Genomic DNA, 20,357 nt, shown 5'->3' with positions numbered 1-20,357 from the left:
TCAAGTGAAGAGACACTAGTATGGCCATGACTATTCAATGCGATATCGTCAGTGCTGAGCGTGAAATTTTCTCCGGTATTGTGGAGATGGTAATTGCCACCGGTACTCTGGGTGACATAGGTATTGCCTATGGCCACGCGCCCTTGTTGACCGGTATCAATCCTGGCCCAGTGCGTCTTATTAAACAAGGCGGCGCCGAAGAAGTGTTTTTTGTATCCGGCGGCTATTTGGAGGTTCAGCCCTATCATGTAACTGTGCTGGCAGACACTGCTTTGCGCGCCGATGATATGGATGAAGCTGCCGCTCTGGAAGCACAACAATTGGCACAACATCAGCTGTCGGAACAATCCAAAGAGATTGACTTCCAACGTGCTGCCGCCCAATTGGCAGAAGCTGCTGCTCAATTGCGCACCTTGCAAGCGATCAAAAGAAAAGCAGGCAAGTAAGCAGTTGATGAGTTTTACAAAAAGGCGACTTTCGAGTCGCCTTTTTTATTAGAATCTTTCCCTCCCTACAGACTCGATTGGTTATTCACGCTAAAGGACTCCACCATGCTCGATATTCTCGTTCTCGCTGCCGGTAAAGGTACCCGCATGCGCTCCAATTTACCCAAAGTGTTGCACCCGATTGGCGGCAAAGCCTTGGTGCAACATGTGGTTGATACCGCGCGTCAGGTGGGCGGCGAGCAAATTCTGATTATCGTTGGCCACGGTGCGGAAAAAGTCGAAGAAAAAATGGCAGCGCCCGATGTGAAATTTGTCCTGCAAGCCCAGCAACTCGGCACTGGCCACGCGGTACAACAAGCACTGCCCCACCTTAGAAATGATGCAACCGTATTAATCCTCTACGGCGATGTGCCGCTGACACGCGCGGAAACCCTGCAAAAATTAATCGCCGGTGTGGACGAAACCCAAATGGGTTTGCTCACCGTGAATATGCAAGATCCAACCGGCTACGGTCGAATTGTGCGCGATAATTCCGGCGCAGTGATTGCGATTGTCGAGCACAAAGATGCGAGCGACGCGCAGAAAAAAATCGCCGAGATCAATACCGGCATCATGGCCGTCAAAGCAGTGCATTTACAAAAATGGTTACCGCAATTAAAAAACAATAATGCCCAGGGCGAGTTTTATCTGACTGACATTATTGCGATGGCCAAAGCCGATGGTGTTGCGATCCATGTTGAGCAACCCAACGCCGTTGAAGAAGTTGAGGGTATTAACAATCGTCAGCAACAAGCGGCGCTTGAACGTTTTTATCAACAACAAAAAGCGAATGAATTAATGGTGGCGGGTGTCACCTTACTCGATCCATCGCGCATTGATATTCGCGGCAACCTAACCGCAGGCCGCGATGTGGTTATCGATGTGAATTGTGTATTTGAAGGCGATGTTGTCTTGGGTGATGGTGTAGTCATTGAGCCCAACTGCGTGATTATCAATAGCAAAATTGGTGCTGGAACCCATATCAAAGCCTTCAGCCATATTGAAGAAGCGGTGATGGCAGCCAACTGCGATATCGGCCCTTACGCGCGTTTGCGCCCGGGCACTGATCTGGCCGATGAAGTTAAAATTGGCAACTTTGTCGAGACTAAAAAAGCCGTGATCGCCAAGGGCAGTAAAGTGAATCACCTGAGTTATATTGGCGATGCCAAGGTCGGCAGTAAGGTGAATGTGGGTGCTGGAACTATCACCTGTAATTACGACGGCGTGAATAAATTTAAAACCGAAATTGGCGACAACGCGTTTATCGGTTCCAATTCGGCATTGGTCGCACCGGTAAAAATTGGCGCAGATGCTACCGTAGGTGCAGGGTCAATTATCACCAAAGATGTTGAAGCTGCAGAACTGGCAATTGCACGCAGCAAGCAGCGCAATATTCAGGGTTGGGAACGTCCAACAAAAAAATAAATCAAAAGATGAAAAATGAAACGAGGCCAAGTGCCTCGTTTTTTATGGAATCTATCTCGTGTTTTTATGGAGAGCCGCATGCACATGAGAGTAAGTACCAAACTTTGGCTGGCATTTGTCGGCACCATAGCGCTATGTGTATTGGCGCTTTATCTGTTGCTGCATAACAGTTTGCGCCAAGGATTTTTGGATTACACCTCAAAGCAATCTGTGCAACGGTTAGAAATATTGCGCAGTGCACTTTCAAATGTTTATCGCGAAGAAGGTTCCTTTGATGCATTTGAGGCCAATCCATCGCGCTGGCTCAATTTAAAAGAAATTATTTTTGCAGAAAGCGATTCCCTGTTTGATGGCCTGCCGCCAGCGCAACGCGCTGGGGAAAATGCGCCACGCGCCTATTACCGTGAGTTTGTCAGCAGTATCAGTTTGCATGACGCGGATAAAAAATTATTGCTGGGTGTTAACAAACCCAACCAAACATTGGATTGGATTCCAGTGACCAATGCAAACCAGCTGGTTGGTTTTATCGGCTTTGTAAAACCCACTGTTGTGAGTAGGCAGCAAGACCAAAATTTTATCCAGCACCAGTTTAAAATCTTCAGCATTATCAGTTTATTTGTGTTGGTGATTGCGACGATTGTTGCAACCTTACTGGCGCGACGAATCAGCCAGCCGTTGACTACCCTCGCTCAAAAAGCCCATGCATTGGCGTCTGGCGATTATTCGCAAACAATTCCGGTTGCTAGCCAGGATGAAATCGGCCAACTCTGCAATAGTTTTAATCAGCTCAGTGAAGCGCTGGCGGCAAACCAACAATCGCGTGCACTTTGGGTTGCCGATATTTCCCATGAAATGCGCACACCGCTCTCCGTATTGAAAGTACAAATTGAAGCCATGCAAGATGGTATTAGACCTGCCAATCATGAAAATCTGGCGTTGCTGTATGACAAGGTTTTGGGCTTGAGCAATTTGATCGATGATTTATTTGAACTGTCGTTGTCTGGCGTGGGCGCACTTAGCTACAACAAAAAAACTATTTCTTTCGCACCTTTGGTCAAAACCTGCGTTAAACATTTTCAAGTGAAAGCGCAAGCGGTGGATTTAACGTTAAAAGACAATATCGATGTAACTCAGGACTACTCAATAGTCGCTGATAGCGACCGACTGCAACAGTTATTCAGCAACTTGTTGGAAAACTCCATACGCTACACCGATGCGGGCGGTGAGATCCAAGTGGACATCAGCACCAGCGATACGAAAGTTTTCATCACTATTGATGACAGTGCGCCCGGCGTGGCACCTGAGCAATATGACAAAATTTTTGAGCGACTTTTCCGGTTGGAAAATTCACGCAGTCGCGCAACGGGCGGCGCGGGCTTGGGATTGGCGATTTGTAGAAATATCGTCAATGCACACCAAGGCAAAATAACAGCGGGCACCTCGGTTTTGGGTGGATTGCAAATTTGCATCGAGTTACCCAAAGCACAACAATAAATATCCATCGCGTTTATTAAGGACATAAAGATGCAACCATCACCACTGATTTGTTTGGTTGAAGATGAAATCGATTTGGCAAAGTTAATGGCGGAATACCTCAACGCCAGCAACTTCCAGACGATTGTATTTAATCGCGGCGATGAAGCGCATCGCTGGTTGCAGCAAAACGAACCGGCATTAATTTTGTTGGATTTGATGTTGCCCGGTATGGATGGTTTGGAAATTTGTAAGCATCAGCGCCAACACTCGGCGGTGCCCATTATTATGATGACCGCCAAAGTTGAAGAAATTGACCGGTTATTAGGGCTTGAATTGGGTGCGGACGATTATGTGTGCAAACCATTTAGTGCACGTGAAGTAGTAGCGCGTGTTAAAGCGGTATTGCGCCGCAGCTTTCACACGCCACAAGAATCTGCTGCAACAGCGCCAGTTGTTATTGATGAGCAGAGCATGAGCCTGCGAGTTTTCAATCAAGTTGTTGAATTGACAAACGTGGAATTTCAATTATTTTCCCTGCTCTATTCCCAACCCGGCAGAATCTTTTCCCGCCAATATATCCTCGACAATATCTATCAGGACTACCGCGTAGTGGGTGATCGCACGGTAGATGGACATATCAAAAAATTGCGCAAAAAACTCAACGATGCCAACGATCAGGTTGAGTTGATCCGCTCAGTTTATGGCGCTGGATACAAATACGAAGCACCTTAGCCGGGCAAACCAGCGCACTGTTCCCCCCCCCCCGCAAAAGACACAATTCATTCACAATTCACGCATTTTGCTTCCTCATTTGAGGTCTAGATTGGCACCTGTAGACCACAACCACAGAGGAACAATGTCATGAAAAAGTTAATTATCGCCGGTTTGATTGTTGGCAGTATCGCCTGTGCAACGTTTGTTTTCGCAAAAGACTGGAGCGGCGCGGCCAACTGGAATAGCAATAGCGGTTGGACATCTGGCCATCAGCGTTTTGTAGCGGAATTAAATCTGGATACTGAACGTGCCGAAAAGATGTCGGCTATCCTCGACTCATACCGCGAAATACCCAAGCTGTACTTCACCAACCAAAGCGACAAAATTCCGGAATTTCTTGCGCAAAAAGAAGCGGAATTAGCCGCGCTCTTAACGCCGGAAGAATTGGCGCAATTCAAACAGTCATTTGCTGAATGGGCCAAAACTAAAAAATTCGGCTTTATGTCGTTTTCATATAGCCAACCACAATCACACCAGCAAGCTCCCACATCACCCCTGCCTGAAACCTTGCGGCAGGAAATCCGCAAGACCTTTGATAATGAATTGCTGCAACTGCGCCAGCAATTGCAGCAACAAACATTAAACGCGTGATCCAATAAAGCGCTCAAGGAAAAACCGTCATAGCAATGACGACTATGACGGGATCCAGAGCTTCAACAATAATACTCGTGAGAAAAAAATGAATTTGCGCACTATTTCTACCATTACCCTATCGGTCGCCTTTGCCGTATTGCTGATTACTGGCGTACTTTTGTACGCAACACCTTACAATTATTTTGTCGGCTCACTGCATATCTGGGGCGCGGTGCTATTTCTGGTTTGCATTGTGTTGCACATTAAACACAATGCAAAAACCTACAAAAACCATATGCAAAAGCGGCCAGGTAAATGGTCAATGGGTTTGGCGATTGCAGGCATAATCCCGTTGGTGATGGGGCTGACTTTTAATTTGCCGCCGGTCTCATCGGTTGCGACCTTTGGTTACAACCTGAAAAAATCTGCTGAGCAGGATAAACGCGAATACACACTCATCGATTTAAGTGCGGATGCCAATTCGCCAAAGTTGCATGTGTTTTTTAAAGCCGGCATTGAGTATCACTCTGCACCGCAAGAGTTGTTTTTAAGTTTGACTTACACCAGCACGCCGCAAATTGTGGTGTGGATGGAAACGCTGGAAGGCAAATATATCGATACGCTGTACATCACTGGCAAAACTTCCGATTCCAGTTATCGTTCAAAAGATCCGGCGATTGATGTGGTGCGCCGCCCGGAGGCCTTGCCCTACTGGAGCCATAAACGCGGCATTCAATCGGTTGATGGACTTTACACCCCTGACCAACACAATTCGGATTTGGACGGCATCGCCGCTGCAACACCGAAGGTGGATTATCAAGTCACTTTGTCGGCACCGCGTATGGGGCGCTACAAATTGATGGTTGAGGTTAATCGCACCTATGATTTTAATGACTACTACAGCAAAACCCGTTTTCCGGACGATGCGATTTATTCGGGTACAGGCTCTTCGGGACAACCTTCCCTGATTTATGAAGCGATTATCGATTCGCAACAACCGGGGCAGCATTTATTTAATCTGGTTGGCCACGGCCATCATTCCGGTAGGGATGGTTCGCTCTATACCGAATTGGATAATGTCACCACCGCCAAACAGATTCTGGAATTTATCGTGGCGAATGTGGAATAAGAACAATCAAATAGTGTGTGGACGACGACAAAAAACGAGGCCAAGTGCCTCGTTTTTTATGAGTCAAAACGCTGTGGATTAGATCAATTAGAGAAACGTAAAGATTTACCAAGACGCCAACAAATTGATGAGTGTAACCGGTTAAGAGATTAATATCGCACCAAATCAATAATAAACACGAGCGATATATGAAAACTCCCAAAGTATTACTTACCTTTTTATTAAGTGGATTAATGACTGCCTGTGGTGGTGGCGGCGGAGGCGGTGGATCAACCCCGGCATCCACGCCTGCCTCCTCGGTCGCACCTGCCAGCAGTGTTGCACCCTCGTCTGTTGCGGTTTCTTCCCTCCCTGCCTCATCAACCCCAATCGCCAGTTCAGTTACATCGAGCGCCGCCAGTTCGGTTGCCAGCGGTGCACCGGCGATTAGCGCCTTTATCGTGGTCGATCAATTCGGTTATCTGCCCGATGCGAAAAAAATCGCGGTTATTCGCGACCCACAAACTGGCTACGATGCCGCCCTCAGCTTTACCCCTGGCGCAACTTATCAATTGCTGAATCTGGATACGAACGCGGTGGTATTGAGTGGTGCCGCCGTTTCGTGGAAATCCGGTGCTACTTTTGAGGCGGCAGGCGATAAAGCCTGGTGGTTTGATTTTTCCAGCGTAACCACACCCGGTAATTACGCAGTGGTTGATGTTGAAAGAAACGTACGCTCACCCGGTTTTAAAATCGCGGCCGATATATACCAGCCGGTGCTCAAACACGCCATGCGCAGCTTCTTTTACCAGCGCGCCGGTTTTGCCAAACAAGAACCTTTTGCCGAAGCCGCTTGGGTAGATGGCGCCAGCCATATAGGTACCGGTCAGGATAAAAACGCGCGCCTGTTTAGCGACAAAAATAACGCCGCGACTGAAAAAGACTTATCCGGCGGTTGGTACGACGCGGGCGATTACAACAAATATACCAATTGGCACGCCTATTATCTGGTCGCTCTGCTCCATGCCTATGCGGAAAATCCCACAGTCTGGGGCGACGATTACAACATCCCTGAGTCCGGTAACGGCATCCCCGATATTATCGACGAGATTGTATGGGGCTTCGATTGGCTCAAGAAAATGCAGAATAACGATGGCTCTGTATTGTCGATTCTCGGCCTTGCGCATGCCAGTCCGCCCTCTGCCGCCACTGGCCCCAGTTACTACGGCCCGGCGAGTACTTCTGCCACCCTCACCAGCGCCGGTGCGTTTGCATTGGGCAGTAAGATTCTGGCAACTCTGGGCAACGCTGATTTGACTACTTACGCAGCTGACCTGAAAACCCGCGCCGAAAATGCCTGGACTTGGTCGGTTGCCAACCCGAATGTTGTTTTCCGCAATAACGAGGGTGCATCGGCGGGTTTGGGCGCGGGTCAACAAGAAGTTGATGATGCAGGTCGTGCGACGAAAAAACGCACGGCGGCAATTTACCTATTTGCTGCGACAGGTTCATCAACCTACCGCGACCATGTAGATGCCAATGCGACGAATGCAACCAGTTGGGTGGATGTGTGGAGTGAACCCGAGTTAACCGCCTGGCTTTATTACGCCAGTTTGCCCGATGCAACCAGTAATATCGCCACCACCATAAAAAGCCAGTATCAAACGGCACTCAATGCCAACCATAACTGGCCAGCTGTACGTAATGCGGATGATCCCTATCGCGCCTTTATTGGCACCAGCAACTTTACTTGGGGCAGCAATCGCACTATCTCGCGCAAAGGGCTGACCTTTCATAACTTGATCGATTACAACATTAGTGGGACAGACGTTGCGGAGGTGCGCAACGCTGCGCTTGGTTATCTCAATTACATCCACGGTGTTAACCCGCAAGCGATGGTCTACCTGTCCAACATGTACAGCCTGAGTGTGCACAGTTCGGTTAACGAGTTTTACCACTCCTGGTTTACCGATGGCAGCGCACTCTGGGATCGTGTTGGAACCTCTACTTACGGCCCGGCGCCCGGTTTTCTGGTTGGCGGCCCCAACCCCTCTTACGACTGGGATGGCAACTGCACCTCAAATAGCCCGAATAGCGGTTGTGGTGCCGCCGCGCCCAATCCACCCAAAGGCCAACCGGCGATGAAAGCCTATCTGGACTTCAACACCAGTTGGCCACTCAATTCATGGCAGATAACCGAGAACCATAACGACTATCAGGTCGCTTATATCCGCTTGTTGTCCAAGTTTGTGGATTAACACTGAGTCGAAAAGAGCCGGCTCGGGTGGCGAGCCGGTACATCTTGGCAAGGGGATCTTTGTCTGCTCAGACGCGATGCTTGAAATCGGATTTTTGTGAGGTTGAATCCAAAACGGTTGAAGTTACGTCTAGGTTGCGAACGCCTTAACTTCGGACATGGACAAATCCTATGCAAAACTTTCGTTTTAAGATCTTCATGACTAGTCTCGCTATCGCAAGTGCTTTTAGTCCCGCGATAGCCAGTGCCACGGAGGGCACCCGGCATATAACAATGCAGCAGGATGTCACTCATGCCAGACTAATTCGCTTAAACCTACCAGCGGGCGATGTGTTGGTCACAGGTATCTCGGGCAACGTAATAACAACGGAGGTTTCGGCAAGTTGCAAGGATGGGCCGAATGAAAAGCGCCTAGCGTGTTATGAATTACTTGCGAAATTGGAATGGAAGCAAAAAATTGGCAACACATCCACATTTACCCTGTCACCCACAGGCATCAATAACTACGACCATTCAACGCTAAAAATTAAAATTGGCGTTCCAATGGATAAAAAACTTGAGGCCAATCTCAGCGTCGGTTTACTCAGTATTATCGACACCAGCGGTTGTTTAACAGCCGATGTTAATGCTGGTGAAATCCATATTGCCGTAAGCGAATCGCAATTGGCGTCGGCGAAAATTGGTGCCAATGTGGGCGATGTGGAGATGACCACCGCGGAGGGTGAAAGAATTGCAGGAAAACGCTCCTTACTGGTGGGCGCGAGCTTGAATTGGAAACACGGAACCGGCGATTGTCATACCGAAGCTGGCGTTGTAGCAGGTAAAGTGAGTTTGGTCCTTAAATAAACCTTGCCAATAAGTTTCGAAAGGCTAGAATAACTTTCATATCGAAACTTATTGGTCAGCTAAAAATGACAAAACGTAACACCCAGCAGCGCCGTCGGGCGATCATTGATCTGCTCAACAGCAGTGGCGAGGTCAGTGTTGAAGCCTTGGCGGAGCAGTTTGCAACCTCGGAAGTCACCATTCGCAAGGATTTAGCTGCCTTGGAATCCAATGGTTTACTGTTACGTCGTTACGGTGGCGCAGTGCCGGTGCCGCAAGAATTGATGAGCGATCCAATCGAAAAAGTTTCGGTTCGTAAGCAATCCATCGCCAAAGCCGCCGCGCAACTGATCCGCGACCACAACCGCATCCTCCTCGATAGCGGTAGTTCCACCACCTCCGCCCTCCTGCCCGAGTTATCCCACAAGCAGGGGCTGGTGGTGATGACCAACTCCCTCAGTATCGCCAATGCCCTGCGCGAACTGGAAAACGAACCCACCATTTTGATGACCGGCGGCACCTGGGATCCAAAATCCGAAGGTTTCCAGGGCCAACTCGCCGAGCAGATTTTGCGCTCTTACAACTTCGACCAATTTTTTATCGGCGCTGACGGTTTGGATCTGGAGCGCGGCACAACCACCTTCAATGAACTTTACAGCCTTAGCCGGGTGATGGCCGAAGTCGCGCGCGAAGTAATTGTGATGGCCGAGTCTGACAAGATCGGGCGCAAAATCCACAATCTGGAATTGCCCTGGTCGGTGATAAAAGTATTGGTGACTGACGATGGTATTGACGCAAAAGACAAACAGAAAATTGAACAACAGGGTGTGCAAGTGATTTGCGCATCGGCATAAATTATTTTTACTACTACTAAAGCTTAAGGAGTTAATTATGTGTGGAATTGTCGGCGCAGTAGCGCAACGTGATGTAGTGGATATTCTGGTGGAAGGATTGCGTCGCCTTGAGTATCGCGGTTATGACTCCGCCGGTGTGGCCGTGGTAAACAGCAGTGGCGAATTACAGCGCCTGCGTCGTCTGGGAAAAGTAAAAGAATTATCCGATGCGGTACACAGCAGCCCAACACCGGGCGGTACTGGTATCGCGCACACCCGTTGGGCCACACACGGCGAACCGAGTGAGCGCAACGCGCACCCACACGTTTCCAAAGAACACATCGCCGTAGTGCACAACGGCATTATTGAAAACCACGCTTCGCTGCGCAGTTTGTTGCAAGAAGAAGGTTATGTTTTTACGTCCGATACCGATACCGAAGTGATCGCGCACTTGGTGCAAAAAGAATTAAAAAATTCCGAGAGTTTATTAGCCGCGGTGCAAAAAACCGTAAAACAATTGCATGGCGCCTATGGCACGGTTTTGATGGACAAAAACGACGCATCGCGTTTAGTGGTTGCCCGCTCCGGAAGCCCCTTAGTGATTGGTTTAGGCATCGGTGAAAACTTTATCGCGTCCGATCAACTAGCACTCTTGCCGGTGACTCGCCGCTTTATCTTTTTGGAGGAAGGCGATGTAGCGGAAATCACCCGCACCACGATTAAGATTTTTGATAAAGACGGCCAAGCGGTAGAGCGTCAAATTCACGAATCAACCGCCAGTTACGATGCCGGCGATAAAGGCCAATACCGTCACTTTATGCTCAAGGAAATTTACGAACAGCCTAACGCCGTGATGAATACACTCGAAGGTCGTTTGAGTAATGAATCAGTAATGGATGAAACCTTTGGCAACGGCGCGGCTGAATTATTTAAAAAAGTAAAACACATTCAAATCGTCGCCTGCGGCACCAGCTATCACTCGGCGATGGTTGCACGCTATTGGTTGGAAACTTTTTCCGGTATTTCTTGTAATGTCGAAATCGCCAGCGAATTTCGCTACCGTAAATCCTTTGTACAACCTAACAGCATGGTTGTCACCATCAGCCAGTCCGGTGAAACCGCAGACACGCTTGCCGCTTTGCGCTTGGCAAAAGAACTCGGTTATTTAGGCAGCTTGAGTATTTGCAACGTGGCCGGTTCATCACTGGTACGCGAATCGGATTTAGCGTTTATGACGCGTGCCGGTGCCGAAATTGGTGTGGCATCCACTAAAGCTTTCACCACCCAATTGGTTGGCTTGGCGATGCTGGTATTAGCCATTGGCAAATACAACGGCCTCTCTGCCGAACAACAAAAAGAAATGGTCAGCGCGTTAAAAAATCTCCCTGCAAAATTGGAAGAGTCATTAGCGCTCGCCCCAAAAATTGAAGCCCTCGCCGAAGAGTTTGCCGATAAACATCACGCGCTCTTTTTAGGCCGTGGCGATCAATATCCCATCGCAATGGAAGGCGCGCTAAAATTAAAAGAAATTTCCTACATTCATGCCGAAGCCTACGCGGCTGGCGAATTAAAACACGGCCCATTGGCATTGATCGACGCCCATATGCCAATCATCGTGGTAGCACCCAATAACGACTTGTTGGAAAAATTAAAATCCAACGTGGAAGAAGTGCGCGCACGCGGCGGCATCTTGTATGTGTTTGCGGATGAAGATGCAAAATTTGAATCCGATGCCACCATGCGTGTCATCAACGTACCGCATATCCATCCTTGGCTAGCACCGATTCTTTATACATTGCCGCTGCAATTATTAAGTTATTACGTGGCGATTATTAAGGGAACCGATGTGGATCAGCCGAGGAATTTGGCGAAGTCGGTAACCGTAGAATAAAAATTTTGTCGGGAAGTATCCCTGTGTTACTTCCCGACAATAAATAAACCCAATACAAAACCTCCACATCTATTTACACGTAAAAACTTTTTCATATTTTTTGATAAAAAAATCCGCATTCAATTTCATTAAAAAATAATAAAAAATTTCGTTTTAAGATGAGCGCGGCGACAAAAAAAATCTGAATAGGGTTACATCGACAATCTACATAAGGTTTATTTGACAATAACATCTTGCAGTCGTATACAAGTGCACTTCGGAATCACCTCGTCAATCTAAACAATAACAACAAGGCAGTATGACGACCGAAAAAATGCCTGTTCACAAGGAGCAGGGTCGGTCCTCAACGCCCTCGATCTTTTTAGTGGTATTGGTTGAGCGGCATTATTCTGGAGTTTAATAATGAAATTTCCTCTCATCGGTAAAAGCACCTTGGCGGCGCTTTTCTGCAGCGCTCTATTGGGTGTAAACAACACCCAGGCACAAACCCTGACCAATAATGCGACGGGCACCCACAACGGTTTTTACTACACCTTTTGGAAGGATTCCGGCGATGCGTCCATGGGTTTGCAAGCGGGTGGCCGTTATACGTCCCAGTGGTCCAATGGCACCAATAACTGGGTGGGTGGCAAAGGCTGGAACCCGGGTGGCCCCAAAGTGGTGAACTACTCGGGTAGTTACAATGTGGATAATTCGCAAAATTCTTACCTGGCACTTTACGGTTGGACGCGCAGCCCCCTGATCGAATATTACGTGATTGAAAGTTACGGTTCTTACAACCCGGCGAGCTGTTCGGGTGGCACAGATTACGGCAGCTTTCAAAGTGATGGCGCTACCTACAATGTGCGTCGCTGCCAGCGGGTACAGCAACCGTCTATCGACGGTACACAAACCTTTTATCAATACTTCAGTGTGCGCAGCCCGAAAAAAGGCTTTGGCCAAATCTCCGGTACCATCACTACTGCTAACCATTTTAATTTTTGGGCGAGTAAAGGCCTGAATTTAGGCAATCACGACTACATGGTGCTCGCGACCGAGGGTTATCAAAGTCGCGGCAGTTCCGACATTACCGTGAGTGAAGGCACGGGCGGTACTACCAGCAGTTCTGTTCCGTCTAACGGTAGCGGCAGCTCCAGCTCGGTCAGTGCCAATACCGAAGGTGTGCTGGTGCGCGCACGGGGTGTTGCCGGTGGCGAGCATATTAATTTGCGTATTGGCGGCAGCACTGTGGCGAGTTGGAATCTCACCACCAGCTTCCAGGATCTGAATTACACCGGCACTGCCTCAGGTGATATCCAGGTGCAGTTTGATAACGACGGCGGCAGCCGCGATGTGGTGGTGGATTACATCCGCGTCAACGGCGAAACCCGGCAGGCGGAAGATATGAGTTACAACACCGCCTTTTATACCAATGGTTCCTGTGGCGGCGGTGGCAACTCGGAATTGATGCACTGCAACGGCGCGATTGGTTTTGGTTACACCTACGATTGTTTCAGCGGCAACTGCAGCGGTGGCAGTACGGGCGGCGGCACTAACAGCAGCGTCGCCAGTAGTGCGGGCAGCACAGCCAGTTGCGCCGGTTATGTCGGCATTACGTTTGATGACGGCCCCGGCGCCAACACCACTACTCTGGTTAACATGCTCAAACAAAATAATCTCACGCCAGTGACCTGGTTTGTGCAGGGCAATTATGTAGCGGCCAATAGCAACCTGATGTCGCAACTGCTGAGCGTGGGTGAGGTACAAAACCACAGCTATACCCATCCACACCTGATCAATCTGGGCTATCAGCAAATTTATGACGAGCTGAACCGCACCAATCAGGCCATCCAAAATGCGGGCGCACCCAAACCCACCCTATTCCGTCCGCCTTACGGGGAAGTGAATGCCAACGTCAATCAGGCTGCCCAAGCGCTCGGGTTGCGGGTGATTACCTGGAATGTGGATTCACAGGATTGGAACGGCGCCAGTGCAACAGCCATCGCCAATGCCGCCAACCAATTGCAAAATGGTCAGGTGATCCTGATGCACGATGCCAACTACAACAATACCAACGCCGCTATCGCGCAAATTGCGTCCAACTTACGCGCCAAGGGTTTATGCCCCGGCCGCATTGACGCCGCCACCGGTCGCGCCGTTGCACCTGCCGGTGCAGTAGCGAGCAGCAGTCGTAGCAGTAGCAGCACACCCATTGTTGCCAGCAGTAGTAGTGTCGCCACTGGCAACGCCTGCCAGTGCAATTGGTGGGGCACGCGCTACCCTTTGTGCACTAACACCGCCAGTGGTTGGGGTTGGGAGAACAACACTAGCTGCATCACCACCAGCACTTGTAATAGCCAGGGTGCTGGCGGTGGGGGAGTGGTTTGTAATTAATATTGAGCAGTAGTTTTTAAAGGGAAAAGGCCAAAAGAGAATTTCTTTTTTGGCCTTTTTTAGTGTTGCAGTTAAGGATTCATTCTTTTCAGGCTATTGCCATTCCATTTCCAGTTCATGGTTTGATACTGCTCTGCGCTATCCTTAATAGTGGCGCCGAGAGTTTTGGTTTTTGAATTTATATCGAACTTGGGATAATTCCCGACAAAAATATATTTTTGCTGTGTTGGATCAAAAACCCAATAATCCAGATAAAGATTTGGTGTACCGAAAGAAGTGGTAACCGCCAAATCGGGATTGCTATCAAAATTAATGTCTGGAAATAATACATACCCAATATCGCCAGCCAGAATGCTAATGTCTGGGCTAACTACTAGTGTCTGATTTCCATGCGACGACACTACTGTCAATGCCTTAATTAGCTTTTCATCGCTCCCCAGATCTTCTGTAACTATTTTAATTTTCACCAGACCATGTGCGTTTTGATGAATGCATTCCTTCAAATCCTCATACGAAAACCCACATTCTGTTGTTGGTGCTGGGTCACTAATATGGTGTTGGGCGTTGCAGGCATTAAAAATAAATACCAATCCTAAGATAATAATTTTTTGCATTCCTAGCCTCTTATATGAAGATCAATTTCTACAGATTAAAACAATATCTAATCATAATTAAGATTATCTCACCAGATTCTGTCTGGTTACTGCGTCAGCATTATATCTTTACGAGTTAATTTCACCTGATCTGTTTTATTATAGTTGCACCTGTATATCATTGGATTCTCCCCATGAACGACCTAACCCTCCTGCAACTTTCATTAGTCCTGCTGATTTTCGTGTGGAGCGGTTTTGTGCGCACCGGTTTGGGCTTTGGCGGGGCGATGATGTCCTTGCCGTTGTTGCTGTTGGTGGATAACCGGCCGCTGGTGTATTTGCCGATTATTGCGGTGCACTTGTTAATTTTTTCTACGCTCACCGTGTGGCAGAACAATCGCAAGCGCGCCTTGGCGGAGGAAAAAAAGCCCTCCACGGTGGATTGGGTTTATCTGAAAAAATCGCTGAAGATTATGATTATCCCCAAGCTTATTGGGGTGGCCGGGTTGTTAACCATTCCGGCGCAGATTATGAGTGCGATTATTTTTGTCATTATCTCGGTCTATTCCATCACTTATATTTTGAATAAACCCTTTAAAAGTTCGCATCCGGTGAGTGATGGAATTTTTCTATCGCTCGGTGCTTATATTAGTGGTACGTCTTTGATTGGTGCACCATTGATTATGACGGTGTACATGGTGCATGTGGCGCGGGAAAAATTGCGCGATACCTTGTTTGTGCTCTGGTTTATTTTGGTGAGCATCAAAATGGTGGCGTTTCTTATTGCCGGGGTGGATCTGCAATTGCAGGCGCATTTGTGGTTATTGCCGGCGACTGCCATTGGACACTATTTTGGCTTGAAGTTTCACCAGCGGTTAGTCAGTGCGGATCCGGTTGTATTTTATCGCGTGATAGGCACGGCCTTGTTGTTGGTCAGTGGTGCAGGTTTGGTGTCGGTTTATTGGTAAGATTCGGGTTATAAAATTCGTCCAACATTTGTTTTCGGTGTTTATTCAACATGACTGATTCCCATGAGAAAAATAGCTTACCTGCCCCAGTCAGTTTTTGGTCGGCGTTTTTATTTTGGCTGAAACTGGGCTTTATCAGTTTTGGTGGCCCGGCCGGGCAAATTGCGATTATGCATCAGGAGTTGGTAGAGCGGCGGCGCTGGATCAGTGAAAAACGTTTTTTACATGCACTCAATTACTGCATGTTATTGCCCGGCCCCGAGGCGCAGCAGTTAGCGACTTATTTGGGTTGGTTAATGCACCGCACCTGGGGTGGTTTAGTGGCGGGTTTGTTATTTATTTTGCCGTCGCTGGTGTTATTGATTGTGTTGTCCTGGGTGTATATCGCCTATGGCGATGTGGCTTGGGTGGCGGGGATTTTTTACGGCATCAAACCGGCGGTAACCGCGATTGTGTTTCAGGCGGCTTATCGCATTGGCAAACGCGTATTAAATAATCATTGGTTGTGGGCGATTGCGGCGCTGGCGTTTATTGCGATTTTTGCATTGAAAATTCCCTTCCCTTACATAGTGATCGGCGCCGGAGTTTTGGGTTACATAGGTGGGCGCTGGCGACCCAATTTATTTCAATCCGTCGGTCACAATACTGCACAAAAAAATTACGGCCCTGCCCTGATTGATGACCATACGCCCACGCCTGCGCATGCATTATTTCGCTGGTCGCGTTTGACCGGCATTGTGCTTGTGGGTGCAGCGCTCTGGTTAATTCCTATGGCACTGCTCTGGTCAGTTTATGGATGGCAGCACCAGTTCACCCAAATGGCCTGGTTTTTTACCAAAGCGGCGCTGCTCACCTTTGGTGGTGCCTATGCGGTGTTGCCCTATGTGTACCAAGGTGCGGTGACCCATTATTCCTGGCTCACGCCCACTCAAATGATTGATGGTTTGGCGCTGGGTGAAACCACGCCCGGGCCGTTAATTATGGTGGTGGCTTTTGTCGCGTTTGTGGGTGCCTATGTGCAGCAGGCCTTGGGTGCTGATTTGCAATTTGTAGCGGGCGCAACGGCCGCTATTATCGTTACCTGGTTTACGTTTTTGCCGTCGTTTATTTTTATTTTTGCGGGGGCTCCGCTGATTGAAACCACCCATCAAAATATAAAATTCACCGCACCGCTGACGGCCATTACTGCAGCAGTGGTTGGGGTGATTGTTAACCTGGCATTATTTTTCGCCTATCACATTATCTGGCCAGAGGGTTTTAGCGGCGAGCTGGATTGGCTATCGGCCGTGATTGCGCTGCTGGCGGCGGTGGCATTGTTTCGTTTTAATATCAGCGTGATGAGGGTGATCGGTGCCTGTGCGCTGATTGGTCTGCTGGTACACACCCTGATGTTATAAATCAGGGTGTATTTTTTTAATCGGTGTGTTTCGCAGAATATCTTTTACTGCCGCCATCGGCCCAGAGTGTTGCCAGCAAACCCAGTGTCGGCACAATAATAAAACCCAGGGTTACGGGCATGACAGATTGGTTGTAAGCCTGACCTATGTAAGTGCCCAAACCCATGGAAATAAGCGATGAGCTAGCGCCTATCACCGCCGCCGCTATGCCGGCCACATGCCCCATGGGTTCCATAGCAATCGCATTTAAATTGCCAAACACCAAACCAAAACTAAAAAATAAAATGCTGGCGTAAATCACAAACATCCACAGTGCGGGTGTTATAAAAAACTGCAGTAATAAAAATAAAACTGAGCTGGCGATAATCACATATATCGCGCGGCGGCTAATAAAGTGCATGCCCAGGCGCTCGACAAAACGCGAATTAAAAAAGGATGCAAAACCCAGCACCAATGCCAAACCGCCAAAATACACGGTAAACAGTTTTCCGGTGCCGTAGAGCTCCTGCAGAATTTGTTGCGACGAATTGATGTAACCCAAAAAGCAGCCAAAAAATAAACCCATCGCCAGAGTGTAACCAGCGGTGAGGCGATTGCTGATCACGGTTTTAAAACCATCGCTAATTGCGTTAACACTGAACGCAATGCGTTTTTCACGCGGCAGGGTTTCTTCCAAACGGAAAAAAATTAACGCGATGACCCCCGCTGCAAAAATCAGGTAAAACACAAAAATCGCGCGCCAGTCGGCGACCAACATAATGGCCTGCCCGATGCTCGGCGCCAGTGCGGGTACGGTGATAAAAATCATCATCACCACCGACATAATTTTTGCCATTTGGCGCCCGGCAAATTTGTCGCGCACAATGGAAATGGCGCAAATGTAAGGGCCGGAAACCCCCAACCCCTGCACAAAACGGCCGAGCAGTAATGCGGTTAAATCCTGCGCAAAAATGCACAGCACTGTGCCGAGCAAAAATAAACCTAAGCCCGCATAGAGAATTTTTTTGCGCCCCAAGGCATCGGACAATGGCCCGCTTACCAATTGCCCCAGCGCCAAACCGGCAAATAACAGACTGATTAACAACTGCGCCTGATTGGGGTGCGCCATAACAATGTCGGCGCGAATCATATCGAAGGCGGGCAAGACCGCATCAATCGCGAGTGCCGTCATGGACATCATCAGCGCGACCAACACAATAAATTCACCGGTAGGTGACGGCGCGGGTAGATGTGTGGCTTGCTGGCTGGGGGAGTGAGTGACGGGTTCGGTGGAATTCATGGGGAAATCAGTCGCTTTAGATAAAAATGGAAATAAATAAGAAAAATATGACTGCTGGCGCAGCTTGGGCATCTTACTACTCCTGACTTGCTACCGCACCGCTTATCCTTCCTCTACCCCGCTCGGCACCTTTTGCCCTTTGGTCTTGGAGCAAAAGCGAAAATAGCTCCACCAATCAAAAGGAGGGATTTTATGAAACACACCCCGGTCATCCGTTGTTTAGCGTTATGTTGTTATCTCAGCTGTCTTTTTATGAGCAGCTTTCAATCGGCGCTGGCGCAACCAACCGCAGGTGATGATAAGCCTGCACCGCAAAATCTTGCGGAGCTGCAAGCGGCGGTGGAAAAAATTCGTGTCGATACCCAGACGCCTGCCATAGGTATCGCACTGGTAACCCGCGATGGTCCGCAATGGGTTGCCGGGTTGGGCTTGGCGTCGTTGGAGCAACAAACACCTGCCGATGAAAACACCCTGTTCCGTATAGGCTCCATTAGCAAAATGTTTGTGGCTATCGCGGTGCTCAAATTGGTGGAGGAAGGTCGACTGAATTTGGATGACAAACTGCAGGATCTTGCGCCGGATATCGCCTTTGAAAATCCCTGGGAGCAGACGCACCCGGTGCGCCTGGTGCACCTGCTGGAACACACCACCGGCTGGGATGATATGAGCCTCGCGGAATACGCCTACGCCGCTGCATCCGACGCTATGAGTTTAAAAGCGGGGCTGGATTATCGCCCGGCCTCCCGCACATCGCGCTGGGTTCCCGGCACACGTATGGCCTATTGCAATATCGGGCCCGCCGTTGCCGCTTATATTGTGGAAAAAGTTACCGGCAAAAAATTTGAAGAATATATTCAGGAGCAGGTGTTTGCTCCGCTGCAAATGGATTCCACCAGTTTCTATTATTCAAAGATTTATGAAGAGCGCGGCGCCAGCCTCTATGTGAATGGCAAACCGCAAGATTACTGGAATATCATCACCCGCCCAGCGGGTTCGGTAAATTCTTCGGCGAGCGACATGGCGAATTTTTTACAGCTGCTGATTAAGCGCGGCGAGTTCGCCCAACAGCAAATAATATCGCCCGCCTCTATTACACGCATGGAAGTAGCACAAACTACGCTGGGTTCGGCGGCGGGTATTACCTCGGGTTATGGTTTGCACAACTACACCAGCGGTCACGAAAATTATCAGCTCACATTTCGCGGTCACAACGGCGGCATGCCCGGCGCCTTGGCAGAACTGGCCTATGTGCCTGAATTAAACGCCGGCTATGTGTTTATGATTAATACCAGCAATCACCAAGCGATGAGCGATATTTCAAAACTGCTGCGCGAATTTTTATTGCAAGACAGAAGCCCGCCGAATGTTTCTCCGGTGCCGCTGCCTGAATCTTTTGCTGGTTTATCCGGTTATTATCTGCCGATCAATTACCGCAGCGAATTCGCACGCATGTTTAGCGATATTCAGGGCGTGATGAAATTTACCACGAGCGAATATACGTTTAAGCGAGAGCCTTTGTTGGGTGGCTGGAAAAGTAGTGACTACGCTCGTACCAGTGACGACAAGGTGTTAATTGATGTCTGGACTGGTTTGCCCAGTATCGCGATTGTGCAAGACCCATTGGCAGGGCAAGTGGTGCAAGTCAGCAGTGATTTATTTAAACCGATTTCAGCGCTGCGCGCTTACGGTGTATTGGCAATAAATAGTTTGCTCCTGCTGGTGAGCGCGCTAAGTCTGCTGTGTTTTCCGGTGTGGGCATTGCGCCGCCGGATTAAACATTTGCCAATGGATGCCAGTGTAAGGGTGCGCGGCTGGCCGTTAATGACCAGTGTCATTTTGTTCGCGGTGATTTTAGTACCGTCCGTGGGTGGCTCCATGGAAACTCTGGGGCGTATGTCAGTTGTTTCGCTGACGATAACGCTCGGCAGTATTCTCTATGCACTCGCGGCGCTGGTATCGCTGCTGGTGCTATGGCGATCTTACGGTCAGGTACACAGCCGGTGGATTTATGGTTACGCCTGCCTGCATACCGGTTTGCATTTGTATATGCTGGGCCAACTCGCCGTTTACGGTCTTATCGGTATAAGAACCTGGGTCTGA

General features: G+C 48.9%; 16 protein-coding genes. 14 read left to right on the top strand and 2 right to left on the bottom strand.

Annotated features, from left to right (window positions below; genetic code table 11):
- Window positions 1-20: 20 nt before the first annotated feature.
- The 11 genes from O59_RS02210 to O59_RS02160 all read left to right on the top strand — a co-directional run bounded on the left by O59_RS02210 (window position 21) and on the right by O59_RS02160 (window position 14,020).
- A complete protein-coding gene (locus O59_RS02210) occupies window positions 21-446 on the top strand; it encodes a F0F1 ATP synthase subunit epsilon (protein WP_007639058.1) in 426 nt (141 codons plus the stop codon).
- A gap of 105 nt (window positions 447-551) precedes the next feature.
- On the top strand, window positions 552-1,910 hold the full coding sequence (gene glmU / locus O59_RS02205) for a bifunctional UDP-N-acetylglucosamine diphosphorylase/glucosamine-1-phosphate N-acetyltransferase GlmU (RefSeq protein WP_007639056.1): 1,359 nt from the start codon (window positions 552-554) through the stop codon (window positions 1,908-1,910).
- 78 nt (window positions 1,911-1,988) lie between these two features.
- Window positions 1,989-3,404: an ATP-binding protein gene (locus tag O59_RS02200; RefSeq protein WP_040391050.1), complete on the top strand. Its 1,416-nt coding sequence runs from the start codon at window positions 1,989-1,991 to the stop codon at window positions 3,402-3,404.
- A gap of 30 nt (window positions 3,405-3,434) precedes the next feature.
- Window positions 3,435-4,118 carry a response regulator gene (locus tag O59_RS02195; protein WP_007639054.1) on the top strand — a complete coding sequence of 228 codons (684 nt, stop codon included), beginning with the start codon at window positions 3,435-3,437 and terminating at the stop codon, window positions 4,116-4,118.
- A gap of 129 nt (window positions 4,119-4,247) precedes the next feature.
- Entirely contained in the window at window positions 4,248-4,751 is a 504-nt protein-coding gene (locus tag O59_RS02190; protein WP_007639053.1) for a hypothetical protein, read from the top strand.
- 88 nt (window positions 4,752-4,839) lie between these two features.
- Window positions 4,840-5,862 (top strand): DUF4405 domain-containing protein, encoded by a 1,023-nt coding sequence (locus O59_RS02185; RefSeq protein ID WP_007639052.1) that lies wholly within the window; start codon window positions 4,840-4,842, stop codon window positions 5,860-5,862.
- 188 nt (window positions 5,863-6,050) lie between these two features.
- A complete protein-coding gene (locus O59_RS02180) occupies window positions 6,051-8,099 on the top strand; it encodes a glycoside hydrolase family 9 protein (RefSeq protein ID WP_007639051.1) in 2,049 nt (682 codons plus the stop codon).
- Window positions 8,100-8,296: 197 nt separating this feature from the next.
- Entirely contained in the window at window positions 8,297-8,944 is a 648-nt protein-coding gene (locus tag O59_RS02175; RefSeq protein WP_157152436.1) for a hypothetical protein, read from the top strand.
- Window positions 8,945-9,009: 65 nt separating this feature from the next.
- Window positions 9,010-9,777 carry a DeoR/GlpR family DNA-binding transcription regulator gene (locus O59_RS02170; protein WP_007639049.1) on the top strand — a complete coding sequence of 256 codons (768 nt, stop codon included), beginning with the start codon at window positions 9,010-9,012 and terminating at the stop codon, window positions 9,775-9,777.
- Between the two features lie 37 nt (window positions 9,778-9,814).
- Window positions 9,815-11,647 carry a glutamine--fructose-6-phosphate transaminase (isomerizing) gene (gene glmS, locus O59_RS02165; RefSeq protein ID WP_007639048.1) on the top strand — a complete coding sequence of 611 codons (1,833 nt, stop codon included), beginning with the start codon at window positions 9,815-9,817 and terminating at the stop codon, window positions 11,645-11,647.
- Window positions 11,648-12,049: 402 nt separating this feature from the next.
- Window positions 12,050-14,020, top strand: coding sequence for a glycoside hydrolase family 11 protein (locus tag O59_RS02160; RefSeq protein WP_007639046.1), 1,971 nt, complete (start codon window positions 12,050-12,052; stop codon window positions 14,018-14,020).
- A gap of 71 nt (window positions 14,021-14,091) precedes the next feature.
- Here the strand turns inward: O59_RS02160 and O59_RS02155 are convergent, their stop codons facing one another.
- Window positions 14,092-14,634 carry a hypothetical protein gene (locus O59_RS02155; RefSeq protein ID WP_007639045.1) on the bottom strand — a complete coding sequence of 181 codons (543 nt, stop codon included), beginning with the start codon at window positions 14,632-14,634 and terminating at the stop codon, window positions 14,092-14,094.
- Window positions 14,635-14,807: 173 nt separating this feature from the next.
- On the opposite strand from O59_RS02155, the gene O59_RS02150 reads away from it, so the two are divergent.
- A complete protein-coding gene (locus O59_RS02150; RefSeq protein WP_040391047.1) occupies window positions 14,808-15,581 on the top strand; it encodes a sulfite exporter TauE/SafE family protein in 774 nt (257 codons plus the stop codon).
- Between the two features lie 50 nt (window positions 15,582-15,631).
- The gene (chrA, locus tag O59_RS02145; protein WP_007639043.1) at window positions 15,632-16,978 is read left to right on the top strand and encodes a chromate efflux transporter; all 1,347 of its coding nucleotides are present in this window, start codon (window positions 15,632-15,634) and stop codon (window positions 16,976-16,978) included.
- Between the two features lie 16 nt (window positions 16,979-16,994).
- Here the strand turns inward: chrA and O59_RS02140 are convergent, their stop codons facing one another.
- Window positions 16,995-18,329, bottom strand: a complete 1,335-nt coding sequence (locus tag O59_RS02140) for a multidrug effflux MFS transporter (RefSeq protein ID WP_007639042.1) — start codon at window positions 18,327-18,329, stop codon at window positions 16,995-16,997.
- Between the two features lie 180 nt (window positions 18,330-18,509).
- Between O59_RS02140 and O59_RS02135 the strand changes: the two genes are divergently transcribed.
- Complete coding sequence (locus O59_RS02135; protein ID WP_007639041.1) at window positions 18,510-20,357, top strand: serine hydrolase; 1,848 nt, start codon at window positions 18,510-18,512, stop codon at window positions 20,355-20,357.

It is taken from the genome of Cellvibrio sp. BR, assembly GCF_000263355.1.
Taxonomy (GTDB): Bacteria; Pseudomonadota; Gammaproteobacteria; order Pseudomonadales; family Cellvibrionaceae; genus Cellvibrio.
Note: the sequence above shows the minus strand (reverse complement) of the source record. Positions and strands in the feature narration are given on the sequence as shown.